This window comes from Ruegeria sp. CK1 (assembly GCF_056536545.1).
This window is the reverse complement of the sequence record NZ_JBQFPX010000010.1, coordinates 19,375-44,521: the sequence shown is the minus strand read 5'-3', so window position 1 is coordinate 44,521 and position 25,147 is coordinate 19,375. Positions and strand designations below refer to the sequence as shown.

27 protein-coding genes are annotated in these 25,147 nt (G+C 55.6%); 13 read left to right on the top strand and 14 right to left on the bottom strand.

What is annotated here, in order from left to right; translation table 11 throughout:
• Positions 1-3: 3 nt before the first annotated feature.
• Positions 4-1,599, bottom strand: a complete 1,596-nt coding sequence (locus ACR0L3_RS18200; protein ID WP_480747190.1) for an MFS transporter — start codon at positions 1,597-1,599, stop codon at positions 4-6.
• Positions 1,600-1,678: 79 nt separating this feature from the next.
• Positions 1,679-2,566 (bottom strand): AEC family transporter, encoded by an 888-nt coding sequence (locus ACR0L3_RS18195; protein ID WP_480747189.1) that lies wholly within the window; start codon positions 2,564-2,566, stop codon positions 1,679-1,681.
• A 218-nt stretch (positions 2,567-2,784) separates the two neighbouring features.
• On the opposite strand from ACR0L3_RS18195, the gene ACR0L3_RS18190 reads away from it, so the two are divergent.
• Entirely contained in the window at positions 2,785-3,594 is an 810-nt protein-coding gene (locus ACR0L3_RS18190; RefSeq protein WP_480747188.1) for a division plane positioning ATPase MipZ, read from the top strand.
• Positions 3,595-3,617: 23 nt separating this feature from the next.
• On the opposite strand, the gene ACR0L3_RS18185 is transcribed toward ACR0L3_RS18190, so the two are convergent.
• The 3 genes from ACR0L3_RS18185 to ACR0L3_RS18175 form a co-directional block, all read right to left on the bottom strand.
• Positions 3,618-4,565 carry an AEC family transporter gene (locus ACR0L3_RS18185; RefSeq protein WP_480747187.1) on the bottom strand — a complete coding sequence of 316 codons (948 nt, stop codon included), beginning with the start codon at positions 4,563-4,565 and terminating at the stop codon, positions 3,618-3,620.
• A 193-nt stretch (positions 4,566-4,758) separates the two neighbouring features.
• Complete coding sequence (locus tag ACR0L3_RS18180) at positions 4,759-5,994, bottom strand: adenylate/guanylate cyclase domain-containing protein (RefSeq protein ID WP_480747186.1); 1,236 nt, start codon at positions 5,992-5,994, stop codon at positions 4,759-4,761.
• Positions 5,995-6,059: 65 nt separating this feature from the next.
• Positions 6,060-6,512, bottom strand: a complete 453-nt coding sequence (locus tag ACR0L3_RS18175) for a MarR family winged helix-turn-helix transcriptional regulator (RefSeq protein WP_480747185.1) — start codon at positions 6,510-6,512, stop codon at positions 6,060-6,062.
• A gap of 57 nt (positions 6,513-6,569) precedes the next feature.
• On the opposite strand from ACR0L3_RS18175, the gene hmgA reads away from it, so the two are divergent.
• The 7 genes from hmgA (at position 6,570) to ACR0L3_RS18140 (ending at position 13,188) form a co-directional block, all read left to right on the top strand.
• Positions 6,570-7,925: a homogentisate 1,2-dioxygenase gene (gene hmgA / locus ACR0L3_RS18170; protein WP_480747183.1), complete on the top strand. Its 1,356-nt coding sequence runs from the start codon at positions 6,570-6,572 to the stop codon at positions 7,923-7,925.
• A gap of 7 nt (positions 7,926-7,932) precedes the next feature.
• The gene (locus tag ACR0L3_RS18165; RefSeq protein WP_480747182.1) at positions 7,933-8,556 is read left to right on the top strand and encodes a LysE family translocator; all 624 of its coding nucleotides are present in this window, start codon (positions 7,933-7,935) and stop codon (positions 8,554-8,556) included.
• A 22-nt stretch (positions 8,557-8,578) separates the two neighbouring features.
• Complete coding sequence (fahA, locus tag ACR0L3_RS18160; protein ID WP_480747181.1) at positions 8,579-9,844, top strand: fumarylacetoacetase; 1,266 nt, start codon at positions 8,579-8,581, stop codon at positions 9,842-9,844.
• A 1-nt stretch (position 9,845) separates the two neighbouring features.
• A complete protein-coding gene (locus ACR0L3_RS18155; protein ID WP_480747180.1) occupies positions 9,846-10,796 on the top strand; it encodes an MBL fold metallo-hydrolase in 951 nt (316 codons plus the stop codon).
• Positions 10,797-10,933: 137 nt separating this feature from the next.
• Positions 10,934-12,544 carry an FAD-dependent oxidoreductase gene (locus ACR0L3_RS18150; RefSeq protein ID WP_480747179.1) on the top strand — a complete coding sequence of 537 codons (1,611 nt, stop codon included), beginning with the start codon at positions 10,934-10,936 and terminating at the stop codon, positions 12,542-12,544.
• A gap of 5 nt (positions 12,545-12,549) precedes the next feature.
• Positions 12,550-12,747 carry a DUF2783 domain-containing protein gene (locus ACR0L3_RS18145; protein WP_480747178.1) on the top strand — a complete coding sequence of 66 codons (198 nt, stop codon included), beginning with the start codon at positions 12,550-12,552 and terminating at the stop codon, positions 12,745-12,747.
• A gap of 99 nt (positions 12,748-12,846) precedes the next feature.
• Complete coding sequence (locus tag ACR0L3_RS18140) at positions 12,847-13,188, top strand: DOPA 4,5-dioxygenase family protein (RefSeq protein ID WP_480747177.1); 342 nt, start codon at positions 12,847-12,849, stop codon at positions 13,186-13,188.
• Here ACR0L3_RS18140 and ACR0L3_RS18135 read toward each other — a convergent pair.
• The gene (locus ACR0L3_RS18135; RefSeq protein ID WP_480747176.1) at positions 13,185-14,813 is read right to left on the bottom strand and encodes an acyl-CoA synthetase; all 1,629 of its coding nucleotides are present in this window, start codon (positions 14,811-14,813) and stop codon (positions 13,185-13,187) included. The genes ACR0L3_RS18140 and ACR0L3_RS18135 overlap by 4 nt on opposite strands.
• A 222-nt stretch (positions 14,814-15,035) precedes the next feature.
• Between ACR0L3_RS18135 and ACR0L3_RS18130 the strand changes: the two genes are divergently transcribed.
• Complete coding sequence (locus tag ACR0L3_RS18130) at positions 15,036-16,427, top strand: aminotransferase family protein (protein WP_480747175.1); 1,392 nt, start codon at positions 15,036-15,038, stop codon at positions 16,425-16,427.
• Between the two features lie 122 nt (positions 16,428-16,549).
• Complete coding sequence (locus ACR0L3_RS18125) at positions 16,550-17,011, top strand: hypothetical protein (RefSeq protein WP_480747174.1); 462 nt, start codon at positions 16,550-16,552, stop codon at positions 17,009-17,011.
• Positions 17,012-17,029: 18 nt separating this feature from the next.
• On the opposite strand, the gene ACR0L3_RS18120 is transcribed toward ACR0L3_RS18125, so the two are convergent.
• The 7 genes from ACR0L3_RS18120 to pyk all read right to left on the bottom strand — a co-directional run bounded on the left by ACR0L3_RS18120 (position 17,030) and on the right by pyk (position 22,615).
• Positions 17,030-17,713 carry a phosphatase PAP2 family protein gene (locus ACR0L3_RS18120; RefSeq protein ID WP_480747173.1) on the bottom strand — a complete coding sequence of 228 codons (684 nt, stop codon included), beginning with the start codon at positions 17,711-17,713 and terminating at the stop codon, positions 17,030-17,032.
• A gap of 44 nt (positions 17,714-17,757) precedes the next feature.
• A complete protein-coding gene (locus ACR0L3_RS18115; RefSeq protein WP_480747172.1) occupies positions 17,758-17,928 on the bottom strand; it encodes a hypothetical protein in 171 nt (56 codons plus the stop codon).
• A gap of 230 nt (positions 17,929-18,158) precedes the next feature.
• Positions 18,159-18,524, bottom strand: a complete 366-nt coding sequence (rplT, locus tag ACR0L3_RS18110; RefSeq protein WP_039523695.1) for a 50S ribosomal protein L20 — start codon at positions 18,522-18,524, stop codon at positions 18,159-18,161.
• Between the two features lie 14 nt (positions 18,525-18,538).
• Positions 18,539-18,739: a 50S ribosomal protein L35 gene (gene rpmI, locus ACR0L3_RS18105; protein WP_010443552.1), complete on the bottom strand. Its 201-nt coding sequence runs from the start codon at positions 18,737-18,739 to the stop codon at positions 18,539-18,541.
• Between the two features lie 182 nt (positions 18,740-18,921).
• Positions 18,922-20,472 (bottom strand): alanine/glycine:cation symporter family protein, encoded by a 1,551-nt coding sequence (locus ACR0L3_RS18100; protein WP_480747171.1) that lies wholly within the window; start codon positions 20,470-20,472, stop codon positions 18,922-18,924.
• A 14-nt stretch (positions 20,473-20,486) separates the two neighbouring features.
• Entirely contained in the window at positions 20,487-20,924 is a 438-nt protein-coding gene (locus ACR0L3_RS18095; protein WP_480747170.1) for a universal stress protein, read from the bottom strand.
• Between the two features lie 245 nt (positions 20,925-21,169).
• Complete coding sequence (gene pyk, locus ACR0L3_RS18090; protein ID WP_480747169.1) at positions 21,170-22,615, bottom strand: pyruvate kinase; 1,446 nt, start codon at positions 22,613-22,615, stop codon at positions 21,170-21,172.
• A 132-nt stretch (positions 22,616-22,747) separates the two neighbouring features.
• Here pyk and ACR0L3_RS18085 point away from each other — a divergent pair, with 132 nt between their 5' ends.
• The 3 genes from ACR0L3_RS18085 to ACR0L3_RS18075 all read left to right on the top strand — a co-directional run bounded on the left by ACR0L3_RS18085 (position 22,748) and on the right by ACR0L3_RS18075 (position 24,239).
• The gene (locus ACR0L3_RS18085; RefSeq protein ID WP_480747168.1) at positions 22,748-23,485 is read left to right on the top strand and encodes an N-formylglutamate amidohydrolase; all 738 of its coding nucleotides are present in this window, start codon (positions 22,748-22,750) and stop codon (positions 23,483-23,485) included.
• An 87-nt stretch (positions 23,486-23,572) separates the two neighbouring features.
• Positions 23,573-23,812, top strand: a complete 240-nt coding sequence (locus ACR0L3_RS18080) for a DUF6868 family protein (RefSeq protein ID WP_480747167.1) — start codon at positions 23,573-23,575, stop codon at positions 23,810-23,812.
• 112 nt (positions 23,813-23,924) lie between these two features.
• Positions 23,925-24,239 carry a DUF1244 domain-containing protein gene (locus tag ACR0L3_RS18075; protein ID WP_480747165.1) on the top strand — a complete coding sequence of 105 codons (315 nt, stop codon included), beginning with the start codon at positions 23,925-23,927 and terminating at the stop codon, positions 24,237-24,239.
• 43 nt (positions 24,240-24,282) lie between these two features.
• Here ACR0L3_RS18075 and ACR0L3_RS18070 read toward each other — a convergent pair whose 3' ends face one another.
• Positions 24,283-25,143, bottom strand: a complete 861-nt coding sequence (locus ACR0L3_RS18070; RefSeq protein ID WP_480747164.1) for a D-amino-acid transaminase — start codon at positions 25,141-25,143, stop codon at positions 24,283-24,285.
• Positions 25,144-25,147 lie beyond the last annotated feature (4 nt).

Below are 25,147 nucleotides of genomic sequence, written 5' to 3'. Positions count from 1 at the left end.
TGTTTACCGGGGCGTGCGGGTTAACTCAGCCGCGCTGTGAACTGGCGGCACTGGCCCGCGCAACAGCGTCAGGGCCAATGCCATCCCGACCAAGGCGGCAATCGCGGCCACCACCATAGCGCTGTCGAAGGCGTTATCCTGCAAATCTCGCAAAGCTTTGGCCATTGCAGTGCTGGCCGTGGGGTCCATCTTAACGATCAACTCCTGGATTTGACTTGGTGTACCATGCGTAAGCGCATGGGCCAGATCAATGCGCTGTGTTGAACCAGCGGGCAGCGCATCGATCACCTCGGACAGACCGCGGCGGATGGTGATGGATTCAGCAAGGCCCCCAACAACAGCGCCAAGGGTGGCACCGAAGTAAAGACAGGCATTGATGACCCCAGATCCCTGCCCAACATGCTCCTCGGGTAGCAGACGAAGGCCAAGGCGCGGTAGCAGCGAGAAACATATACCCATCCCGATACCGACGATCAGCAGTTTCCACCAAATCTCAGCAAATTGTGTGGTGTTCGTAGTCGTCATCAAAAGCAAGAAGCCGCAGGCCATTGCGCCCAAGCCAATCACGACCGGCCATTGAAAGCTGTACGGCGCAAGAAATCGGGGCGCGGTCACTGAAATAATGAACATGCTAAGGCTTAGTGGCATGATCGCCAGCCCCGCTCCGATTGAGGTGTACCCGAAAGCATCTGGCGACTGCACGAACGTGTTGAAATAGACAAAGAAGCAGAACAACGTAAAGCCGGTGAAGAACATTCCTGCTGCGGCCATGAAATAGCGTGGATGGCGAAAGTATCGTAGCTCGATCAGGGGATCATCGCTGCGCCGTGAGACGATAACCAGCACCACGGTCGCCATCGCAGCGACGGCCAGTGGGACCAAAGTTAGCGGAGTGGTCCACCCACCACTTTCCCCGTTGCTAAGCGCAAAGGACAGCGGCCCCAAAAAGAACAGGATTGCAACTGCGCCCGGATAGTCGAATTTCGCCCCAGCAAGGCGCGTGTCCGGCACATATTTCCGTTTACTGACATGTAACCCAATTAAAAATGCCGCAAACAGCAACACTAAGTCGACCGCGAATACCGCTCGCCAACTAACGTAGTGGCCCAGCGCCCCTCCGACGATAGGGCCGACACCGATCGCCAACCCAACGACAGCGCCCCAGGCGCCGGTTACGCTGGCGCGCTGTTCTTCGGGCGTTGCTGCAGTCAGCAACGATAGAGAGGTGCCGAACAGCGCCGCCGCACCAGCCCCTTGCGCGCCGCGACCGAACAGCAACATCGTCCCATCCTGCGCAAACAGAACCAACGCAGACCCAATGGCAAAAACGATCATGCCAAAAAAGAATACACCCATCTTGCCGGTGATATCGCCCAGTCGGCTAACGATGGTAACCAGAGTGGCGCTGGCCACGGTATAGGTGGCCATCACCCATTGCAGCCCAGATCGGGTCAGGTCAAATTCGGCCTTCAAGTGGGGTAGGATTGTCGTCACGGCGGTAGTGTTGAAGCCAACGACCATCATGCAGATTGCGGTCATCGCAAGCACGACACGCGCACGTCCTTCTGGCGTGAGTTCCGCAGTGCCTGGGTCGCTCATTTTACTGCCTCGCATCCATGACTATTCAGCTTAACTCATCAGAAGTTAAGCGATTTTTTACGCTGCGCCTAGGCCCGTGTCAGATCCAATAAGACAAAGCAATTGGCAACGCGACGATCGTCGTCAGGGTAGACACCAAAATGAAACCCGCCACATCCGGTCCGTATTCCGGCATGTGTTCGTCTATGAATAGGTATGTAGCGACCGAAGATGGCATCAGGCAGCACAGGATCACCGCACCCCTTTCGGCACCTGTAAAACCAAAGCCCCAGACCAAAGCGCTGGCAATCAAAACAGCCATAACCAAGTGAAGTACGGTCAACGTCACAGCACGACCGATACTTCGAACTTGCAAACTCGCAAGAGTATGCCCCAGCGTTAGCAGCATCAGCGGGATCGACAGGCCTCCGAGAATATCAAAGGATTTGGCCACCGGCTGCGGTAGGCTGTATCCCGTGACCATCAGGATGAGGGATAGGATCACAGCGTATATGATCGGTGACGTGGCAAGCTTCTTAGGTGAAAACTCACCAGCTGGAATCCACATGCCAACAGTAAAGATGCTGATCAACACAACGACGACGAACGCCATCGTATAGGCCATCCCAGCATCACCCAGCGCCAACAAGGTGATCGGCAACCCGATATTGCCCACATTGCCATGCATCAGCGGTGTTAGAAACGCGCGAATTGGCAGACGCATCCCCTTTAATGCGACAAATCCCAAAGCACCAAATCCAGCAATCGCCAGTGCAGCTGCTGCCATCACGTCCAGAAATGCGCTAACCGCAATCTTGGTGGTCGACAAGTGCGAGATAATAAGCGTGGGGTAACCGACCCGCGAGACGATCCCACCGATCACCTTATTGTCGAAAGGCGCTTTGATCACGGCCAGACAATAACCGAATCCAGCGCATATCAGAACGGGCAAGACCACGTTCAAAACGTTCAGAAACAGGTGTTCCAACAGCCGCCCCTACTCGTAATTTTTTACACCGGACAGTGAATCAGGGCATTGGGTTTGGCAAGTACGTAGCCTAACCCGCCCCCAATCCTCGGTTTTCCAATTTAGAGCCTAATATCATGCCTCAACCATGCTTGGGGTTCTTCCCTTCGAGCTTTACACAACATATAGTGGGTCACAACAACGTGTGGGTAAGCACGGCGGGACATGGGAATACAGGCATGGCACATATCATCGTAGTGGGGAACGAGAAGGGCGGCGCAGGTAAATCGACCGTATCTATGCATGTGGCCACTGCGCTGGCACGGCTGGGGCACAAAGTCAGCACGTTGGATCTGGACCTACGGCAGCGCAGCCTTGGTCGCTATTTCGAAAACCGCAACAACTTCATGAAAAATGCGGACCTGAACCTACCCAGCCCCCGCCACCATGATCTACCGGAAATTGACGCAACAAAGCTGAAACCCGGTGAAAACATTTATGACCACCGCTTGTCAGCCGCTGTATCCGAGCTTGAAAGCGACAGCGACTTTATTCTGATTGACTGCCCCGGCTCTCACACACGCCTTAGCCAGGTTGCCCACTCTCTGGCAGACACGCTGGTCACGCCATTGAACGACAGTTTCATCGACTTTGACCTGTTGGCGCGGATCGATTCCAAAGGCGAGAAAATCCTTGGCCCGTCGGTTTATTCCGAGATGGTTTGGAACGCGCGGCAGTTGCGGGCGCAAGCCGGATTAAAACCAATCGACTGGGTTGTCGTGCGCAACCGTGTCGGCACCCAGCGCATGGTTAACAAGGAAAAGATGCAGCGCGCGATCGAAATGCTGTCACAACGCATTGGTTTCCGCGTCGCAGCTGGTTTTTCCGAGCGTGTTATATTCCGTGAACTGTTCCCGCGCGGTTTGACGCTGCTGGACCTTAAGGATATCGGGGTCAAACAGCTTAACATCTCGAATATCGCCGCACGGCAAGAGCTGCGCGACATGATGAAAGAGCTGAACCTGCCCGGCGTCGAAATCGACTTCTAAGCGACCTATAGGCAGAGAACTGATTAAAGCACGAAAAAACCGATAAACGGCAGCGCAATGAGGCTGAGCACAAAGGTTGCGATAAGCAGGGCTGACGCGATGGCTGCATCACACCCGTACCGTGCCGCAATCACAGCCGCCAGCGCACCAGATGGCATCGCGGCCTCGACCACCAATATGTCGTGCTGAAAATCGGACAACCCGAGAACAAGTGCGAAAGTGCCCGCAACCAAGGGCTCAAGGATCAGCTTAAGCGCACAGACCAGCACGACCAGTCCTGCCAACTGACCAAAAGCGATCGGCCGCAACATCAGACCGATGGTAAAGGCAACAAGGAACGTCAAGGACGCACTGGCAATTCCCAGAAAATCTCCCAAAAGCACCACGACCCTGCTGCCTTGCGGCAACCCGATGGCCGAAGCAAGAACCCCTAATACAAAGGCTAAAAAGATTGGGGACTTCAGGAACGACACGAACGCATCACTAACCGAAGGCCCTTCACCATCGTTTTCTCCATAGTAACTGGCGATGGCAACGCCGACAGTGAACAGGGGCAGCACCACACCGATTTCACCCATCACGACGAGTTGGCTCATAACCTCGGAATTGTCGCCATAGATATTCTGGAGAAGCGAATAGCCCAGCGTCGAAGTGCTACCGACGCCAGATACAAGGATCACTGAACCCAGCACAGGCCTATCCAGTCGCATCCAACGCCCAACAAGCCAGGCGACGATCATAACCACGGCAATGGCTAGAAACAGTACCAGCGCCAATTCAAAATTCTGTATGCGAAAGGGCTCGCTACTCAGATTGGCAAATATCAAAGCTGGCAGTGCAAAATCTGTAACCAGACGGGCAAAAACGCCTTGTTCACGATCCTGAATGACGTTTCTGTGTCGGAACCAAACAGCCGATCCGACCAAAGCCAGCATTACTACAAAAGAGTCGAATAGAGTTTCGAACTGCACGGCCTGCTCGACTCCTTACATGTTTAACCAGATACCCAGAACGTTGTTCGAACACAGACACGGATCATACAACAGATGCACGATCCGTCAAAATCTCTCAGAAACAATCGGTTGGCCGAGGGTAAGACCAGCTCAAATAACCAGGGTGAGCCGTGGCTGCTGTCACGACGTCACATCGAATCCGAACGGCACCCTAGTGCGCCGCGTTGTAAATCGTAAAAAGCTCTTTCGGTTCAGTTACACCGCGCAGCATGTATCGCCCGACCGAGATCAGGTCCTGACCACACGGTTGTGCGGCGCGCGCAACGTCATCCGAAATTAATATCCTTTGCCCCAGCGACCGATGCATGCCTGCGATCCGAGCCGTTTGATTGACGGCAGGACCAATTACGGTGAAATCCAGTCGGGTCTCGGACCCAATATTGCCATACAAGATTTCTCCGGCGTGCAGGGCGAGGGAAAAGTTGGCAACCGGCAGACCCTCCGCCTTGCGGTGGGCATTCAACTCTTCCATCCTTTGCTGCAATACCGGTACGGCCTTCAGGGCGGCCCGAGCGTCTTCATCAATCTCTCCGACGTCGAACATCGCCATCAGCCCATCACCCATGAATTTCAGGATATTGCCGTGATTGTCATGCACAACGCCCACGGCGACGGCAAGGTAATCGTTCAGCATTTCGATGATCTCGTTGCCAGGTAGCTGTTCTGACAGGCTGGTGAACCCCTCCAAATCAAAGTTCCACATTACCGCGTCTATCTGTTGCAGCGAACCGCGACGGATTTCCCCCGACAGAACCCGACGCCCGGCATCGCGGCCCAGATAAACTCGCATCAGGTCTTTTGACACCCGAGTGCTTGCCGCAGATTTCAATGCTAGCCCCAGATGCGGCAACGCTGTGTTGATCAGATCAAGGTCATTATCCTGAAACCCTTCGGGCGCGTTTGAAGTCCAGGACATCAAAACACCGTCCACCGCCTTTTTCGCGTCCTTCGGTGCGTTGTGGGTTGGCACATCAAAGTTGACCCCGGTGGCGTAGTAATCCGTGGCACCGATCTGGCGCAGGTCGTTCAACAAGGGAAAGCGGCTGGGCTCATTCTGGTCGATCAGACGTTCGCGAATCTCTTCCACCTCATCGTTGAGGATCGAAAACAGCGGGCTTTGCCGCCACTGCTCACTGGGCTCTTCGGAGTACGCAAACGTTTCAGACTCGCCCCCCTGCCCTTGATACCAACTGAACCCGGTGCCGCCATACACCGGATGCAGCGCCGATTGGGCCGCATGAAAGCGCATGAGCGGAACACCCATCTCCAGTAGTTTGGTGCAGTAGCCGTCCAACAGCTCTTCTTTCGCAGCCCCTTCAAGGCCGCGTGTCACAATCCATTCGATAAGATCAGTTGATTTCGCCATATTGGCGTTTGGGGTCGTCATTTTATTATTATTCCAGTGTCCGCTCTGGTTGTCATTTGGGGGCCAGAGGCAGAAATTACCAGTATTCAGTCCATGTGCGCCAGCTGCTGCAACATTTTACGCAACAGTGTGACTTGATCTGGGTTGAACTGTGATGCCAGCCGCGCATCGTATTGCCGTGCGATACCACAGAGTTCGCGATAAGCCGATAGGCCCGCCGATGTGAGCGTCAAATTTTCCACTCGCCCATCCGCTTCACTTCTGTGTCGTTTCAAAAAGCGGCGCGCCTCAAGCTTGTGCACTGCGCGGCTGATCTTGGTTTTATGAAGTCGCGCCCGCTCTCCGATGTCTTTCGCGGTCATTTCCCCATAGTTGCCCAGATGGAACAGCACTCGCCACTCCGTCCGCAACATGCCGTAGCGGTCCTTGTAAACTTGCTGAAACTCAAGCGAGCTTTCCTCGGCCGCGCGGTTTAGCAGGTACGGTAAGAAGTCTTGCAGATTGAAATCATCACTTTTCGTAGGATCATGCTGAGTCATTATTGTTAGTTACAAAATCAACTATTATTCCTCAAGTAACAAACGGAGGAACTCAGGATGAACCGTCCGACGGATCCACACTCTTTGACACAAGCTAGCAGCCCCGTTGGCACACACGAGGGTTATATGCCCGGCTTTGGCAATGACTTCGAGACCGAGGCGTTGCCCGGTGCGCTGCCGCAGGGGATGAACAGCCCCCAACGCTGCAACTATGGTCTGTATGGTGAACAGCTCAGTGGCACGGCTTTCACCGCAAACCCGCCCGAGCGTACGTGGTGTTATCGCATTCGCCCTTCAGTAAAGCACTCTCACCGCTATGAAAAAGCCAACCTGCCCTATTGGAAATCCGCGCCATACGTTGACCCTGACGTGATCAGCCTTGGCCAATACCGATGGGATGCCGTGCCGCATTCAGATCAAGGTCTGACCTGGCTTACCGGCATGCGCACGATGACAACAGCAGGCGATGTGAACACGCAGATCGGCATGGCGAGCCACATATATCTGGTTACCGAGTCCATGGTGGATGAATATTTCTACTCTGCCGATTCCGAGATGCTGGTAGTACCGCAAGAAGGCCGCCTGCGGTTTGCAACCGAGTTGGGGATTATCGACGTTGAGCCCAAAGAAATTGCGATCCTACCGCGTGGGCTGGTCTATCGGGTCGAAGTGCTGGACGGCCCCGCCCGCGGTTTTGTTTGCGAGAATTACGGCCAGAAGTTCGAGCTGCCCGGACGAGGACCGATCGGCGCGAACTGCATGGCCAATCCGCGTGACTTCAAGGCACCTGTCGCGGCGTTTGAAGACCGCGAGGTGCCCTCGACCGTGACCGTCAAATGGTGCGGGCAGTTCCACAACACCAAAATCGGTCAAAGTCCGCTGGATGTGGTGGCTTGGCACGGCAACTACGCGCCCTACAAATATGATCTGCGCACTTATTGCCCCGTCGGCGCGATCCTGTTCGATCACCCAGATCCGTCGATCTTTACCGTACTGACTGCACCTTCAGGCCAGCCGGGCACCGCCAATATCGACTTTGTTCTGTTCCGCGAACGCTGGATGGTGGCCGAGGATACGTTCCGCCCACCGTGGTATCACAAGAACATCATGTCCGAACTTATGGGCAACATTTACGGCCAGTACGACGCCAAACCTCAGGGCTTTGTTCCAGGCGGCATGAGCCTTCACAATATGATGCTGCCGCATGGGCCGGACCGTGAGGCATTTGACAAAGCCTCGAATGCGAACCTTGGGCCAGACAAACTGGAAAACACCATGTCATTCATGTTCGAGACCCGCTTTCCGCAGCATCTGACGCCTTTTGCCGCCAACGAGGCCCCGTTGCAGGACGATTACATTGACTGCTGGACCTCGCTTGAGAAAAAGTTCGACGGAACCCCGGGTAAAAAGTGAGGTCTAAATGAGCTTTGAAATCTGGATCACTTACGTTGCCACGGTCTTGCTTCTGATGAGCACGCCCGGCCCTAGCCAGTTGCTGATGCTGTCCAACTCGGCAACTAATGGTCTGAAACGAGGGCTGTTCACCGCAGCCGGGGATTTGACTGCAAACCTGCTGCAAATGCTGGCCGCTGGCCTTGGTCTTGCGGCCATTATCGCTGCCTCCGGTACCGCATTGGCAGTGATCAAGTGGCTGGGCGTGGCATATCTCGTGTTTCTTGGCGTAAAGATGATCATAAAAGCGGAACGCAAGACCATGCAGGCGGCATCCCGCGCCAGCCGCAAGGCACTTTGGATGCAGGGTTTTATCACCTCAGCTGCCAATCCTAAGGCAGTGGTTTTCTTCGCCGCACTATTCCCGCTATTCATCGACGGCGCGCTACCGTTCTGGCCTCAATTTGCAATCCTTTCAGCCACATACCTAACCATAGACGGTCTATTCCTGACAGCATATGGCGGCAGTGCAAGCTGGTTGGCCAATCGGCTCAAGGGATCAGCACGGCTGTGGCTTGATCGAGCCGGTGGCGGCTTCATGATTTTGGCCGCTTTGCTGTTGGGCCTTAAATCCCTGCGCGACGCGCAATAGTCCACACACACAAGGATCATAGATGCCGTTGCTAAAATCCTGGGTGGCTTCGGCCAATGACGCCTCTCATCCGTTTCCATTGAACAATCTGCCCTATGGCGTGTTTTCGACCGAAGCGAGTAACCCTCGCTGCGGTGTAGCGATTGGCGATATGATCTTGGACGTCACTACAGCAGAGGCCGAGGGTTTTATCGACCTGACCGACGAGCCTTTGTTCGACCTGCCATTCTGGAACCCGTTGATGGAACAAGGACCAGCCGTCTGGGCAGCTTTGCGAAACCGACTGACGTCCCTGCTAGCCGAAGGCTCGCAAGAAAGGGAGCCTGTCGAACCCCTGTTGGTTGCGCAATGCGACGCCGAAATGCACATGCCCTTTGCGGTCAGCGAATACACCGATTTCTACTCGGGCCGTCACCATGCGGAAAACGTCGGCACCATGTTCCGGGGCCCGGAGAATGCTTTGCCACCGAACTGGTTGCACCTTCCGATTGGGTATAACGGTCGGGCTTCCTCGGTTGTCGTGTCGGGCACCGATATCCGCCGCCCTTGGGGACAACTGAAATCGCCCGATTACGACCTGCCTGCCTTTCTGCCCAGCCGTCGATTTGACATTGAGCTTGAGATTGGCGCAATCGTCGGCACCCCTTCAGAGGGGCCAATATCGGTGCCGATGGCAGACGCCATGATCTTTGGCTTTGTCCTGCTGAACGACTGGTCTGCCCGTGACATTCAAGCGTGGGAGTATCAGCCCCTTGGCCCCTTCCAATCCAAGGCAACCGCCACCTCGATCAGCCCTTGGATTGTGACCAAAGCGGCGCTAGAGCCCTTTCGCTGTGATACGCCCACGCGGGACGTTGAACTATTGGACCACCTGAAGGATTGCGGACCGATGCTGTATGATATTGATCTGGAAGTCTCGATGGCTCCCAATGGGAAACAGGGCACTACAATCGCCCGAACGAACTACAACCAAATGTACTTCTCTGCCGCGCAACAATTGGCGCATCACGCGACTTCGGGCTGTCCGATGAATACAGGGGATTTGCTAGGCTCAGGCACCATATCGGGCCCTACCCGACCAGAGCGCGGGTCGCTACTGGAGCTCAGTTGGGGCGGAAAAGAACCATTGACACTGGACAGTGGCGAGACGCGGAGTTTCATCGAAGACGGTGACACATTGACCCTGACTGGAGCTGCCAAAGGTAAGGGCTACACCATTGGGTTTGGGCAGTGCGTGGGAACCGTTCTGCCCGCCTTGGCAGACCCGTTCGCTCGACAAGGACTTTAGCATGACCAAAGCCTTCGCCTCGCAGTCAGACTTGTCAGAGAAGACGATTTCGTTCACCGAAATTGGCGACGGCCTTTACGCTTTCACGGCTCAAGGCGACCCGAATTCCGGGGTGATCGTTGGCGATGATAGCGTGATGATAGTCGAGGCGCAGGCTACACCTCGGCTGGCCCAAAAGGTGATCGACTGCGTGCGTTCGGTCACCGACAAGCCGATTACTCATCTCGTCCTGACCCACTACCATGCCGTTCGCGTGCTGGGGGCTAGCGCTTATGGCGCGCGTCAGATCATCATGTCGGACACGGCTCGCGCCATGATCGCTGAACGCGGGCAAGAAGACTGGGACAGTGAGTTCCAGCGCTTCCCTCGCCTGTTCGAAGGGCATGAAAGCATCCCCGGTCTAACTTGGCCCACGACCACGTTCCAAGACAAGATGACCGTCTATTTGGGCGACCGCCAAATAGACTTGATGCATCTGGGCCGCGCTCACACAGCCGGAGATATCGTTGTCCATGTTCCAGATCAGAACGTGATGTTCACTGGCGACATCGTAGAATACCGCTCGGCCTGCTATTGCGGCGATGGTCATTTCGGTGACTGGGGCCAGACGCTGGACGCGATCAAGGCGTTCGGCGTAGACGCCATTGCCCCAGGTCGAGGTGATGCTTTGATAGGACAAGAGATGGTGAACGCAGCCATCGAAAACACCCGCGACTTTGTAGACAGCACTTTTCGCCCAGCAGCACAGGTTGCAGCGCGTGGTGGCACTCTGAAAGAGGCATGGGACGCCGTGCGCACCGCGTGTGACCCGAAATTCCATGATTACGCAATTTACGAACATTGCCTGCCTTTCAATGTCTCCCGCGCCTATGACGAAGCCAATGGCATTGACACGCCGCGCATTTGGACCGCTCAGCGCGATCTGGAAATGTGGGCGGAATTACACGGATAGGGACATTCCGTCGCATTTGATCCAGATCGTTTTGCTAAGGCGTTTTCAGTGAAACCATTGACTTAAATCTCTGGTCAGACATTCCCGGAGAACCGGCTTTTGCGTGCCGTCAGCACCAAAACATCGGGGGAGAGCCTATGAACAAGATTTTCGAAGTCCCACTTTACGCGTATCAGCGCAGCCCGGATCAGGATGCGGCTACCCCGATCCGGCACAAGGTGATCGTGATCGGCGCAGGCCCCATCGGGCTGGCCACCGCGATTGATCTTGTACAGCAAGATATCGAGGTCGTGGTACTGGACGACAATGACAAGGTCAGTTTCGGCAGTCGGGCGATTTGTTTTTCACAAAGGACGCTGAACATCGCAGACCGGCTAGGCACCGGGCCTGCATTGGTCGACAAAGGCGTACAGTGGGATACAGGCAAAGTCTTTTTCGATAACCGTCAAGTCTATGAGTTCAAACTGCAGCCAGATGCCGGTGATGCAAACCCTGCCTTCATCAACCTGCAGCAATACTACTTTGAAAACGCTCTGGTCGACCGCGTACGTCAATTGCAAGCTGAAGGAGCGCCCATAGAAATTCGCGGACGCAACAAGGTTGAAGCCATCGGTACCCACGCCTCCCACGTCGCTCTTGAAGTCGAAACCCCCGAAGGCCCTTACAATGTAGAGGCCGACTGGCTGATTGCCTGTGACGGGGCAAGCTCTCCGACCCGTCGAATGCTGGGGCTGGATTTTGACGGCCGCGTGTTCGAGGACAATTTCCTGATTGCCGATGTTGTCATGGAGGCCGATTTTCCCTCGGAACGCTGGTTCTGGTTTGACCCGCCATTCAATCGTGAGCAATCGGCATTGTTGCATAAGCAACCCGACAATGTCTGGCGTATTGACCTGCAGCTCGGTTGGGACATCGACAAAGAACGCGAGAAAAGGCCCGAAAATGTCATTCCTCGCCTAAAGGCCATGCTGGGCGAGAACGTAGAGTTCGAACTGGAGTGGGTCTCGATCTACACCTTCCAGTGCCGTCGGATGGATCGGTTCCGCTACGGTCGCGTCCTATTTGCTGGTGACAGTGCCCATCAGGTCAGCCCGTTCGGGGCCCTTGGGGCCAATGCCGGGATACAGGATGCAGACAATCTGTGCTGGAAGTTGAAACTGGTGATTGACGGCAAAGCGCCCGAATTGCTGTTGGACAGCTATAGCCGTGAACGGACCCAGGCGGCGGACGAGAACATCACTAAATCCAGCCGCTCGACCGATTTCATTACGCCAAAGTCCGAAATGTCGCGCCTTCTGCGGGACGCGGTGCTGGATCTTAGCGAAGTGCATGAATTCGCGCGTCCTCTAGTCAACTCCGGACGACTAAGCACGCCGTGTACTTATGAGGGGTCTTCTCTCAACTCGGCAGATGCGTTGAACGGGCCCGAAGTTACCCGACCCGGTTCGGCATGTCCTGACGCGCCCTTGGGTGACGAATTCCTGCTGCCGAAACTGGGTGGTAAGTTCACCCTGCTGACCATCGACGCGGACGCGCCTGAGCGGATCGAGGAGGGCGGGACAGAAGCCACACGGTTGGCTTTGTCGGTCAAGGACGACCCGACGCTAGAGCTGAAACGCCGTTATCTGGGTGATGCGACCAGCGCAGTTTATCTGATCCGTCCTGACCAACACGTGGCTGCGCGGCGCGACAACTTCGAAGAGAACGCATTCAGGCAGGCGATCCGCCGGGCCACCGGTAAGGAGTAAGCACGATGGCCGATCTGATACTCACCCCCAATCTCGACAATGCCGACGATTTTTACGCCGGGCTGCTAGCCGCCCATGAAGGGCTAAGCAAACCTGACAGCGATGCTTTGAATGCCAGGCTGGTTCTGGTGCTGGCCAACCATATCGGAGACGCCAATGTGTTGAAAAAAGCCCTTGAAGCGGCGGCTTTGAAATCTGCCTGATCAGCGTTCTTTACCTCGCGCACAGGGTCTGTGTGCGCGCGAAGCTAGGATTGCCGACCAAATCGTTTAGGCTGTCTGAAGGAAATCAATGAGGTTCCCATGCCAGAGATCGTCGGTTATCACGCCCATGTCTATTTCGGTGCAGATACGCAGGACACTGCGCTGCAGGTTTGCGAAGAGGCCGCGCGCCTGTTTGCCGTCGAAATGGGACGGATGCACGCTAAGAACGTCGGCCCCCATCCCCGTTGGAGTTGCCAATTGGCTTTTGCCCCGGACGCCTTCGATCAGGTGATCCCTTGGCTGATGCTGAACCGGCAGGGCCTCACTGTCTTCACCCACCCTGAAACCGGTCAGCATCTCGAAGATCACCGGGACCGGGCCGTCTGGATGGGCGAGTTGCTGGAGTTGAACCTGTCCATTTTCGACGGGATGAAAACCTAATCCAGCGCCCGTGCCTGATCTCGCAACACGAATTTTTGGACCTTGCCGGTTGATGTCTTGGGCAGCGAACCGAACACCACGGTCTTCGGAGCCTTGAAATGGGCCATGTTGTCCCGACAAAAGGCAATCAGTTCGGACTCGGTCGCTGTTGCGCCGGCCTTCAGCTCGACAAAGGCGCAGGGGGTTTCACCCCACTTTTCATCTGGTCGAGCAACAACAGCCGCCTCCATCACCGCCGGGTGTTTATACAGAATGCCCTCGACTTCGACGGATGAGATATTCTCACCTCCCGAGATAATAATGTCCTTGGAGCGGTCTTTAAGCGCGATATAGCCATCGGGGTGCATCACCCCCAAATCACCTGAGGCAAACCAGCCGCCATTAAAGGCCTTGTCCGTCGCGTCCGAGTTCTTGAGATACCCTTTCATAACAACGTTACCCTGCATGAAAATCTCACCCATGGTTTCGCCATCGGCAGGCACGGGTTCCATCGTCTCAGGGTCCGCCACCATCAGACCAGACAGCGCTGAATAGCGCACGCCCTGCCGAACCTTCAGCGCGGCGCGTGTCTGGGCATCCTTAACGTTCCATTCGTCCTTCCAGGCGCAGACCACCGAAGGGCCATAAGTCTCGGTCAACCCATAGACATGAGTCACCTCAACGCCCATAGCCTCCATCGCTTCGATTACGGCGGCGGGAGGTGGGGCGCCGGCGGTCATTACCTTGATCTGATGGTCGAAGTCTTTCAACTCATCCGGGGCATGGGCCAGCATGTTCAGCACAATGGGCGCACCGCAGAAATGAGTGACCTTTTCCTCGCGGAACGCAGCATAGATCGGCTCAGCCCGCACCGCACGCAGGCAGACCGACACACCCGCATTTGCCGCCATTGCCCAAGGGAAACACCAGCCGTTACAGTGGAACATCGGCAGGGTCCACAAATACGTGGAATGTTTGGGCATGTCCCAATCCAATAGATCCGATTGCGCGTTCAGCGCCGCACCACGGTGATGGTAAACAACGCCCTTTGGGTTACCAGTGGTGCCCGAAGTATAACTCAGCGTGATCGCGTCCCACTCATCTGGCGGCAAGGACCAATCATATTCCGGATCGCCTTCGGCCAGCAGCGCATCATAGGTCAGACTGCCCAGCTTTTCGCCTTGGTCAAAGCTTGGGTCTTCGATGTCGATCACCAGAAGATCATGATCCACCTCGTTCAGTGCCTCTTTCACCACACCCGAAAACTCGGGATCGACAAACAAGACCTTGGATTCCGCGTGGTTCAGGATGAAGGCAATAATCGGCGCGTCCAAACGCGTGTTTATTGCATTCAGAACGGCTCCGGCCATGGGCACGCCAAAATGCGCTTCATACATCTCGGGTATATTGGCGGCTATGACCGAGACTGTGTCGCCCTGCCCGATGCCGCGCCCTGCCAGCGCTCCGGCCAGACGGCGACATCGCGCATAGGTCTCGGCCCAACTGTACCGACGCGCGCCATACACAACCGACGGGTAGTCGGGATAGACTTGCGCAGTGCGCTCAATGAAACTCAAGGGAGATAGAGGCGTGTAATTCGCCCTGCATTTACCCAAATTACACTCGTAAATCTGTGCGGCTCCCATCCGCTGATCCTCCCAATCCGCGTTCAGCGTAAATTGAACACAAAGATTGGCGTGTGACAAACCCGTAAAAATACGGCGACGGGATGGACTGGCGATACGGGATGATGCAATCTGGCCCTATCTCCGACAGGCCATTCGCGGTGATCTGAGCCATCGCAAACACCTGCCGGATCGGGCTTGATCCCACACTCCGCGCACCGCACCTTACTGAAAGGACATGTCATGGACGGCACGTTCAACGAAAACGATCTTTCCCGCGTAGTCGAAGCCGACCGCGCCCATATCTGGCACCACCTGATCCAGCATAAACCCTTTGAAACCAATGATCCCCGCATCATTGTCGAGGGCAAAGGCATGCGCGTCTGGGATCAGAACGGCAAAGAACATCTGGATGCTGTTTCCGGTGGCGTTTGGACCGTCAACGTCGGCTATGGCCGCGAATCGATCTGTAAGGCGGTTTACGACCAGCTGATGAAACTGTGCTATTTTGCCAATACTGCAGGCTCAATCCCCGGTTCGATCTTTGCCGAGATGCTGATCGACAAAATGCCTGGCATGAGCCGCGTCTACTACACCAACTCGGGCTCTGAGGCCAACGAGAAGGCCTTCAAGATGGTCCGTCAGATCGCCCATAAGAAATACGGTGGCAAGAAGACGAAGATCCTTTACCGTGATCGCGACTATCACGGCTCGACCCTTGCAACCATGTCGGCCGGCGGTCAGGACGAGCGCACCGCGCAATACGGCCCCTTCGCGCCGGATTTCGTGCGCGTGCCGCACTGCATGGAGTACCGCAAGCACGAGCTGGACGGCGCGCCAGAAGAGAACTTTGGCGAGTGGGCTGCGGATCAGATCGAAGAGGTCATCCTGCGCGAAGGCCCCGACACCGTAGGCGCGTTGTGCCTTGAACCGGTGACAGCAGGCGGCGGTGTGATTGAAGCGCCCGAAGGGTACTGGCAGCGCGTACAGGAAATCTGCAAGAAGTACGATGTACTGCTGCACATCGACGAGGTTGTCTGCGGCGTTGGTCGTACCGGTACCTGGTTTGGTTATCAGCAATACGGCATCAAGCCCGACTTCGTGACCATGGCCAAGGGCGTGGCCTCGGGCTATGCGGCAATCGCCTGCATGGTCACCACCGAGGAAGTCTTTGACATGTTCAAAGACGACGCAGCTGATCCGATGAGCTATTTCCGCGATATCTCGACCTTTGGCGGTTGTACCGCAGGTCCCGCCGCAGCCATCGAGAATATGCGCATCATTCAGGACGAAAACCTTCTGCAGAACTGCGTTGATATGGGCGACCGAATGACCGGCAACCTGCATGCGCTGATGGAAAAGCACAAAGTCATCGGCGATGTACGCGGCAAAGGTCTGTTCCTGGGTGCTGAACTGGTTGCAGACCGAGACACCAAAGAGCCAATGGATGAGAAACGCGTTCAGGCGGTCGTGGCCGACTGCATGGCGCAGGGTGTGATCATCGGCGCAACCAACCGCTCGATCCCCAGCCGCAACAACACGCTGTGCTTCTCGCCTGCGCTGATCGCGACGGCGGATGACATCGACCAGATCACCGACGCCGTTGACGGCGCGCTGGGTCGTGTGTTCGGCTAAGTCACCTAAATTAACCTGTGAAAACCGGCGCTGAACGCGCCGGTTTTTTTGTTTCAGAGTGATAACTTGCCAATTTCCTGATCTCGGGTAGCCTGATTTCACCCTATGCAGGAGATTGTTTTATGATACTCAACCTTTTCCGCAGTTTGGCTGCAGCCATTTTACTAGCTATCGCAAATCCAGCTATTGCTGAAACCGGCAGCGGCTTCCCGCAAATCGTTGGCACATGGCATGGCACGTATCTGGTCGGTTTTGCAAAGTCGAATCCGAACCACGAGAAAGGTCTGCTGAAAACCGAGATGGAGCTTGAGATCACAAAGCTCGACGGCAATCTGATCACCGCGACAAACCGCTGGCGCCGGATCGGCGACACTGAGTGGATCGTGGAAGAGGCAATGGGCACCTTCAGCCTGGACGACCCCACCCGATTTGTTCTGGCCGAGGCCGGGATATCAGGGGATGACATCGCAGCAGGTATTTTTAACGGCGTTTATCTGGATGACGTAATCATGGTGACCTACGCCGGTCCGGGCACAGGCGTCGCGTTTGCCGCGCAGCTGGTGAAGAAGGAAAGCAATCAATAACCGCTAATCCACGGATACCTATTGCGTAACCGGTTCGTTTGCTTCGTCTGTACCGCCCTGGATGGCATCTAGCGCAGCTTGATAAGCAGGCTGATCGCGGATCACATCCATGTAGGCATTGCCCAGCACTTGCCCGGAAACGACGTCCATAGGATAGTGCACGCCCCCTATTACCCGACCATAGCCGATTTCACGCCCCAACGCCTCAAGCTCGTCGGAATGCTCGGGGAAGATATCCGAAAGGACTGATGTATAGACTATGGCGCGGATGGTGTGACCGCTTGGGTATGACGTGACAGGGAACGCAGTCGCCACAGATTCGACAGCGTCATTAATCACGAATGGGCGGGGAATATCATAGTTCGCCTTAACCATATTATAGTCATCGCGGACTTCATCGATAATCTGATCCAGCGTCTCTGCCAAAACCTGCGTGTCGATATCCAGAAGCCCTGTCGCAACGATGGGCGCAAAACGTTCGAGGTCGACTGATTTTTTGACAAATTCAATTTGTTCAGGCGTTCGGCTTTCCTGCAACCACATTACAGTAAACATTTCTTTTTCAAATTCTGCCGACCCGGGTTCAGCCGGGGGACCAATCAGTGCGACTGTATCGATGCTGTCGGCGGGATAGAACTCTGCTGAAAGCGCAGGCCCGGAAAAGGCCACGAGTGCGGCAGCTGCAAGTACTTTCATATACATCGCTATTTCCTTCTCAGGCGAAACCCAGACACTTTCACAGGGTTTCAGGCTTCTGCAATCATGGTTCCCCAGCTGGAAAAGCTGCCATCCGTATCACAGATGATTGTCTCCATACCGGTCACCGCATCGAGGCCGAAGTGGCAGGACGCGGACGCGGGGACGCTTGTAAAGGCCAGGCTCAAGGCAACGAAGCTCAACACAACACTATGTTTCATCTAACTCACTCCGGTTATGAAACCTTCATGTGTTGACGGTTTTTAGCTTCGAATACTGCGTTTCAATTAATTCTGCTTAATGTTCTGACCATTTAGCCAACCTTCACATCGATGCAGTGATCGTCGCTCGGACACTTGGGCAATTAGCAGGGGAACGAAGGCAACGACAAGCACACAAAAAAGCCGCCCCAAGCGGGACGGCCTTTCTTTCACTGTCTCTCGAAAGAGGATCAGGCAGCCAAGGCAGCCTGTGCTTTGGCGACGATCGCACCGAACGCTTCCGGTTCGTGTACGGCCAAGTCGGCCAGAACTTTGCGGTCCACTTCGATGCCGGCCAGGTTCAGGCCGTTGATGAAGCGGGAATATGTCAGAGCCTCGTCGTGGCTACGCACAGCTGCGTTGATGCGCTGGATCCACAGCGCGCGGAAGTTGCGCTTGCGGTTCTTGCGGTCGCGGGTTGCGTACTGATTGGCCTTGTCGACGGCTTGCGTGGCAACTTTAAAGTTGCTCTTGCGGCGACCATAATAACCTTTGGCGGCTTTGATGATCTTCTTGTGACGGGCGTGAGTTACGGTTCCACCTTTAACGCGGGACATCTCTTAATCTCCTCTTAGCGGTCGTAGGGCATGTAGCCCTTGACGATCTTGGCGTCGGGGGCGGACAGGGTGGTGTTGCCACGCGCATCGCGGATGAACTTCTTGGTCCGCTTGATCATGCCGTGCCGTTTGCCGGCCTGACCAGCAAGGACCTTACCGGTCGCAGTCACCTTAAAGCGCTTCTTGGCGCTCGACTTTGTCTTCATCTTAGGCATTTCCGTCTCCTTTCAGGGTTCGGTACAAAACGCGACTCGGCATGCCATCTCGGCCGGTCACGCGATCAGAAGCGCCGTTTACGCAAGTTCCGTCATACTGGCAAGGGGGTTTCGACCAGAATCTGCGCTTTTGGCAGGGTGGTCAGGCACCGGGGCGACACACGCCGCCCCGGTGGAATGATTTAGTGTTCGAATTTGCGGATCTCACCGCTTTTCAGTCGGGCCGAGTAGCTGGCCAGCTCTTCGCGCACAACTTTCATCAGGAAGTAGAGCGCAAAGACGTTCACAACCGCCATCGCAAAGATCGCCGCATCCGAGAAGTCGATAACAGGGCCGAGGTTGGCCGCCGCACCGATCACAACGAAGATGCAGAAGATGACCTTAAAGATCAGCTCTGTGGTTTGACCCTCGCCAAACAGATATGTCCAGGCCTTCAGGCCATAGTAGGACCAGCTGATCATGGTCGAGAAAGCAAACAGCACAACCGCAATCGCCAGCACGTAGGGGAACCAACCGAAGGCGCTTGCAAAGGCCGCTGAGGTCAAGCTGACGCCCGAGTTTCCGTCGACCGTGGCAATTGCGTTGCCAGCTTCGTTCAGCATGTAGTTGCCGGTTTCCGGATCAACGATCAGCTGTTGGGTGATGATGATCACCAGCGCGGTCATTGTACAGATAACGACCGTGTCGATGAACGGCTCAAGCAGCGACACGAACCCTTCAGTGATCGGCTCTTTGGTCCTGACAGCCGAGTGCGCAATCGCAGCAGAACCAACGCCCGCTTCGTTCGAAAACGCCGCACGACGGAAGCCCTGAATTAACGCTCCGACCATGCCGCCAGCTACGCCCAGGCCGGTGAAGGCACCTGCGAAAATCTGGCCGAAGGCCCAGCCGATCTGGTCGGCATGCATCAGGATGATAACCAGCGCAGCCGCCACATACATTATACCCATAAAGGGCACGACCTTTTCGGTCACGCGTGCGATGGATTTAAGACCACCCACGATCACCGCGAAAACGATGCCTGCAAAGACCAGGCCCGTGATCCAGCCGGGGTAGTCTCCGGTGATGCCCGCAATCTGCTGGTGTGCTTGGTTGGCCTGGAACATATTGCCCCCGCCCAGCGCACCAAGGATACAGAAGATCGAGAACAGTACGGCCAGAATCTTACCGCCTGGCAAGCCCAACTCGCTGAAGCCCTTCGACATATAGTACATCGGGCCACCCGAAACGGTGCCATCCTCATATTCGTTGCGATACTTAACGCCCAGCGTACATTCGGTGAATTTTGACGCCATGCCCAGCAGGCCCGCGACAATCATCCAGAAGGTCGCACCGGGACCACCGATACCGACAGCCACAGCAACACCGGCGATGTTCCCCAAGCCTACGGTGCCCGACAACGCCGTTGCCAGGGCCTGGAAATGGCTGACCTCACCCGCGTCGTTCGGGTCGGAGTAATCACCTTTCACAAGGCTTATTGCGTGGCTAAAGAACCGCAACTGCACAAAGGCAAAATAAAGCGTAAACACCGTCGCCGCGACGACCAGCCAACCCACGATCCAAGGGAAACCTGTTCCCGGGAACGGTGCGAAGATAAAGCTAACAAAAGGCCCAGTGAAATCGGCGAATGCCTGATTGATTTTTTCGTCCAGACCCGGGGCATCTTGCGCCATTGCGGGGCCGGCGAACAGAGCAGCCGCGGTGGCCAGTCCTATTTTTTGTCGAATATTCATTCTTGTCCCTCCACTCAGTTCACCACAGTGACCGGCACGTCGGCGTGCATAACCAGATTTTGGGTCGAGCTGCCAAAGAGCCGCTTCTTGAACCCATCCGCCGAGGCGCGCCCGACGATGATCTGTGTTCCGCCGTTTTCAACCGTGATCGCGTTAAGCGTTTCGGCTACGTCGCCATGGCGAACGATGCCATGCGCCGCAAAACCGGCCGCGTTCAAAGCATCCACAGCCGGCGTTACGATCCGAGTCGTGGCCAATTCGACCTCTTCCTCGCGCCGCTTATGCCGAAGGGCGTTTTCTTCCGGTGTTTGGAAAGTGAATGGGGACCATTCGATTACATAAACCACAAGCAACTCGCATGAACCGATGCGCCCAGCCAAATCCTTGGCAAAGGCGATCGCACGTTCCCCGGTTTCTGTCCCGTCCAGTCCAATGACAATTTTCGTTGTCATGACGTTCCTCCGTTATCGTTGATTTAGCCGGGGCCCGTGCCCCCGGCAGGGCAGCCGGAACTTGGAACTTATTTATTTGACCGCCCATGAGGGCGAGTATCCGGGAAAAACACCGAAAAACAGAGAAGTATTTGCCGGATTCAACCTTGAGTCCGGCTTTTTATTGATTTTATTGCATTTTAGTCGCCTAAAAATTAGGCGGAACTCTTGAAGCAGAGCTGTGCGAGGGCACCCAAGCGCCCTTATCAACCCGGGTCGGTGTTGTAGATCAAACGCTCATCGCAGGGTGCAATACGTAGAATATTGGTGGTTCCCGGTACGTTGAAGGGCACTCCGGCGGTTACCACGATCTGATCCGTCTCGGATGCGAAACCAGCTGCACGCACGGCGCGGGCCGCGTTTACAACGGCACCCTTGAACCTCTCAAGCTCGGGCGTCATTACGCAGTGGCAACCCCAGCTGAGGCACAAGCGTCGTGCTGTTCCTGTGGCCGGCGTCATGGCTATGATCGGAACACCGGGACGTTCTCGTGCCGTCAGCAGCGCTGTGGTGCCGCTCTGAGTAAAGCAGCAGATGGCTTTAATGTCGGTTTTCTCTGCAATCTCGCGGGCGGCTGCGACGATACCATCGGCAATCGTCGTGCCCTTTGCGGTACGAGAAGCCGAGATAATTTGCATATATGTCGGGTCAGCCTCCACTTCGATGGCGACCTTGTTCATAGTTTGCACAGCTTCAATGGGATACGAACCCGCCGCCGATTCAGCGCTGAGCATGATGGCATCAGTGCCTTCGTAAATTGCCGTGGCAACATCGGAAACCTCGGCCCGCGTTGGCATCGGGCTTTCGATCATGCTTTCCAACATTTGGGTCGCAACAATCACTGGCTTTGCAGCACCCCGGCATTTCCGGACCAACCGCTTTTGGATCGGAGGAACAGCAGAGACAGGAAGCTCCACGCCCAGATCGCCTCGCGCAACCATGATCCCGTCTGATGCATCCAGAATATCGTCAAACGCCTCAACTGCTGCAGGCTTTTCAATTTTGGACAGGATCGAGGCCCGGCCATCAGCCAAAGCGCGGGCTTCGAATACGTCCTTGGCGCGCTGCACAAAGCTCAACGCCAGCCAATCGACACCCAGTTGGCAGACAAATTCCAGATCATCGCGATCCTTGGCCGATAGGGCCGCCAACGGCAGCACCACATCAGGCACATTTACCCCTTTGCGGTTTGAGATCGTACCGCCAACCTCGACCGTGCAACTTGCGAAATCCTGTCCGCAATCCTGAACGATCAGGCGTATTTTTCCGTCATTGACCAACAGCCGGGCACCCGGCTCCAACGCGGCGAAAATTTCGGGATGGGGCAAGCAAACGCGCCCTGCGTCACCGGGCGCAGGATCCAGGTCCAACCGGAATACCGCCCCTTCCTCTAATTCTTCGGCATCATTTGCGAACACGCCTACACGCAGTTTTGGCCCTTGAAGGTCAGCCAATATTGCGATCGGGCTGTCCAAGTCCTTTTCCACCTGCCGAATGATCCTATGCCGCTCACGAATCTCATCATGGCTGCCGTGGCTCATATTCAAGCGAAACACATCTGCACCGGCCTCGTGCAGCGCGCGGATGGTGTCATAGTCATTTGACGCTGGTCCCAGCGTCGCCACGATCTTTACATTTCTCAGGCGTCGCATTGGTGCCGTTCTCCTGATGTCTTCCTTGGGTTTCGTGAAATGTTACCGCAAACATTGCTTAGGGGCGCTTATTGCGCAATTCCCTTTCCAAAGCAACTGCCCTACACCTGCGACAAACTAGATGACAGGCTTATGACGTATTCCCCATTCTTTATCCATGGCGCTGATCGCCCCTCGCGCTGGCTGATCACATGCGACCACGCCACCAATACTGTACCGCCAGAAATTAATGGTGGCGACCTCGGGCTCCCGCGTGAGGATATGGAGCGTCACATTGCATATGACGTGGGCGCGTATGAAGTATCCAAACATCTAGGGGAAATTCTGAACGCACCGGTCCTAGCGGCCAATTTCTCGCGCCTGGTTATTGACCCCAACCGGGGTGAGGATGACCCGACCCTGCTGATGAAGCTTTATGACGGCTCGATCATCCCCGGCAACCGCCACGCCGATGCTGCCGAGCGTGAGCGTCGTCTAAACATGTGTTACCGCCCCTACCACGATGCATTGGAGCGTTTGGCAGGCCTTCCCCACGCGGTGATCGTGTCCATGCACTCATTTACGCGCCAATTACGAGGCCGCGACCCGCGCCCGTGGCATGTCGGTGTTCTGCACACACCGGATGAGCGGTTTTCGCGCCCGCTCATCGACCGGCTTGAGGCTGAAAGTGACCTGTGCGTCGGAGTCAACGAGCCCTACACCGGCGTTCTCCCCGGAGACGCAATCGATCAGCACTGCACCGCCCATGGGCGCCCCAACGCCTTGATCGAATTGCGAAACGACCTGATCGCCGATCACGCAGGACAACGCGCATGGGCCGAACGCCTTGCTGTGATCTTGCAGGACGCATTGGGTGACAGTGGCCTGTGACGTTGGGTCATCCAAGGTCGATTCAGGGTCTCACGTTATTGTGAGGGAATCTCTTGAACCCCATATATTAGGGGAAAGGAGACGACCATGACTCAGGAATTCCTGACGACCGTCTTCGGCTGGATGACGGTCCTAAACATCGCCCTTTTGGGCTTTACCACGTTGATGATGCTAGCCTTGCAGGACTGGATTGCGGGCATCCACGGCAGAATGTTCCAAATGGAGCGGGCCGACGTAAAAAGGGCCTATTTCAGGTACCTTGCCAACTACAAGATCCTGACCATTGTGTTCTGCCTAATGCCTTGGTTGGCGCTCAAACTGGCATAAAACTAACATCCAAAGCTGCGAAGGGCCTAATGGCCCTTCGTGTTTGTTGTAAGACTGCAATTGGATTGTTAGGTCAGGCACTAGAGACCAGGAAATCAATCGGAGCCAGACCATGGACAAGCAAACCGAGATCGAACTACAGGCTGCCGCGTTTCGCCGGTTGCAAAAGCACCTGATGGAAGATCGCACCGACGTCCAGAATATCGATATGATGAATCTGGCAGGGTTCTGTCGCAACTGCTTGTCGCGCTGGTATCAAGAAGCCGCCAATGAAAAAGGTATTGAGATGGGCAAGGACGAAGCCCGTCAGATTTTCTATGGCATGACTATGGATGAGTGGAAGGCCAATTTTCAGACCGATGCCAGCCCTGAAAAACAGGCCGCCTTTAACGTCGCGTTTGAAGAAAACGTCGGCAAACAGGACTGACGCCCTGAAATGGAAAGGCCCGCCAGATCAGCGGGCCTTGTTCTTAGATTGCGGCCTTACGGCTTTCGTCCAGGTAGATTTCGCGTAGTCGCTTGGCAATCGGACCCGGAGTTCCGTCACCCAAGGTCACGCCGTCAATCTCAACCACCGGCATGACAAAAGCACTGGCCGATGTGGTAAAGGCTTCGTCCGCCTCTTTCGCCTCATCAATGGTGAACAGGCGTTCTTCGACTTCCATCTGCGCCTCGGCTGCCATACGCAGCACCGCCTTACGGGTGATGCCGTGAAGAATGTCATTGGATAGCGGACGCGTGACAATCTTGCCGTTCTTGACGAAATAGGCGTTGTTACTGGTACCTTCGGTAACAAAGCCATCCTCGATCATCCACGCATCATCGCAGCCCGCTTTCTTGGCCATCATCTTACCCATCGACGGGTACAACAGTTGGACAGTTTTGATGTCGCGACGGCCCCAGCGGATATCCTCAATCGAAATGATCTTGGCGCCTTTTTTCGACGCAGGGCTGTCGGCCAGACCCGGCTTGTTCTGGGTGAACAGCACGAGGCTTGGCTTGGTATCCGCCGGCGGAAACACGAAATCCCGGTCTCCATCGCTGCCACGCGAGACCTGGAGATAGATCAATCCCTCTTCGATGCCGTTCAGCTCGACCAGCTTGCGGTGAATTTCCAGCAATTCTTCCTTGGTACAGGGCTCTGCCATCTCCAACTCGTCCAGAGACCGCTTCAAGCGCACAGCGTGGCCCTCGAAATCAATCAGCTTGCCATCCAGAACACTGGTTACTTCGTAAACCGCGTCTGCGAACAGAAAGCCGCGGTCAAAGATGGATACCTTGGCCTCGGTCTCGGGCAGGTATTCGCCATTCACATAAACGGTTCGGGTCATGTTT

Excerpts from the sequence above, each read along its gene's own strand:
- ACR0L3_RS18200 (WP_480747190.1), bottom strand. The coding sequence starts at position 1,599 with ATGAGCGACCCAGGCACTGCGGAACTCACGCCAGAAGGACGTGCGCGT.
- ACR0L3_RS18190 (WP_480747188.1), top strand. The coding sequence starts at position 2,785 with ATGGCACATATCATCGTAGTGGGGAACGAGAAGGGCGGCGCAGGTAAA.
- ACR0L3_RS18180 (WP_480747186.1), bottom strand. The coding sequence starts at position 5,994 with ATGACGACCCCAAACGCCAATATGGCGAAATCAACTGATCTTATCGAA.
- ACR0L3_RS18175 (WP_480747185.1), bottom strand. The coding sequence starts at position 6,512 with ATGACTCAGCATGATCCTACGAAAAGTGATGATTTCAATCTGCAAGAC.
- hmgA (WP_480747183.1), top strand. The coding sequence starts at position 6,570 with ATGAACCGTCCGACGGATCCACACTCTTTGACACAAGCTAGCAGCCCC.
- ACR0L3_RS18165 (WP_480747182.1), top strand. The coding sequence starts at position 7,933 with ATGAGCTTTGAAATCTGGATCACTTACGTTGCCACGGTCTTGCTTCTG.
- fahA (WP_480747181.1), top strand. The coding sequence starts at position 8,579 with ATGCCGTTGCTAAAATCCTGGGTGGCTTCGGCCAATGACGCCTCTCAT.
- ACR0L3_RS18155 (WP_480747180.1), top strand. The coding sequence starts at position 9,846 with ATGACCAAAGCCTTCGCCTCGCAGTCAGACTTGTCAGAGAAGACGATT.
- ACR0L3_RS18150 (WP_480747179.1), top strand. The coding sequence starts at position 10,934 with ATGAACAAGATTTTCGAAGTCCCACTTTACGCGTATCAGCGCAGCCCG.
- ACR0L3_RS18145 (WP_480747178.1), top strand. The coding sequence starts at position 12,550 with ATGGCCGATCTGATACTCACCCCCAATCTCGACAATGCCGACGATTTT.
- ACR0L3_RS18140 (WP_480747177.1), top strand. The coding sequence starts at position 12,847 with ATGCCAGAGATCGTCGGTTATCACGCCCATGTCTATTTCGGTGCAGAT.
- ACR0L3_RS18135 (WP_480747176.1), bottom strand. The coding sequence starts at position 14,813 with ATGGGAGCCGCACAGATTTACGAGTGTAATTTGGGTAAATGCAGGGCG.
- ACR0L3_RS18130 (WP_480747175.1), top strand. The coding sequence starts at position 15,036 with ATGGACGGCACGTTCAACGAAAACGATCTTTCCCGCGTAGTCGAAGCC.
- ACR0L3_RS18125 (WP_480747174.1), top strand. The coding sequence starts at position 16,550 with ATGATACTCAACCTTTTCCGCAGTTTGGCTGCAGCCATTTTACTAGCT.
- ACR0L3_RS18120 (WP_480747173.1), bottom strand. The coding sequence starts at position 17,713 with ATGTATATGAAAGTACTTGCAGCTGCCGCACTCGTGGCCTTTTCCGGG.
- ACR0L3_RS18115 (WP_480747172.1), bottom strand. The coding sequence starts at position 17,928 with ATGAAACATAGTGTTGTGTTGAGCTTCGTTGCCTTGAGCCTGGCCTTT.
- rplT (WP_039523695.1), bottom strand. The coding sequence starts at position 18,524 with ATGTCCCGCGTTAAAGGTGGAACCGTAACTCACGCCCGTCACAAGAAG.
- rpmI (WP_010443552.1), bottom strand. The coding sequence starts at position 18,739 with ATGCCTAAGATGAAGACAAAGTCGAGCGCCAAGAAGCGCTTTAAGGTG.
- ACR0L3_RS18100 (WP_480747171.1), bottom strand. The coding sequence starts at position 20,472 with ATGAATATTCGACAAAAAATAGGACTGGCCACCGCGGCTGCTCTGTTC.
- ACR0L3_RS18095 (WP_480747170.1), bottom strand. The coding sequence starts at position 20,924 with ATGACAACGAAAATTGTCATTGGACTGGACGGGACAGAAACCGGGGAA.
- pyk (WP_480747169.1), bottom strand. The coding sequence starts at position 22,615 with ATGCGACGCCTGAGAAATGTAAAGATCGTGGCGACGCTGGGACCAGCG.
- ACR0L3_RS18085 (WP_480747168.1), top strand. The coding sequence starts at position 22,748 with ATGACGTATTCCCCATTCTTTATCCATGGCGCTGATCGCCCCTCGCGC.
- ACR0L3_RS18080 (WP_480747167.1), top strand. The coding sequence starts at position 23,573 with ATGACTCAGGAATTCCTGACGACCGTCTTCGGCTGGATGACGGTCCTA.
- ACR0L3_RS18075 (WP_480747165.1), top strand. The coding sequence starts at position 23,925 with ATGGACAAGCAAACCGAGATCGAACTACAGGCTGCCGCGTTTCGCCGG.
- ACR0L3_RS18070 (WP_480747164.1), bottom strand. The coding sequence starts at position 25,143 with ATGACCCGAACCGTTTATGTGAATGGCGAATACCTGCCCGAGACCGAG.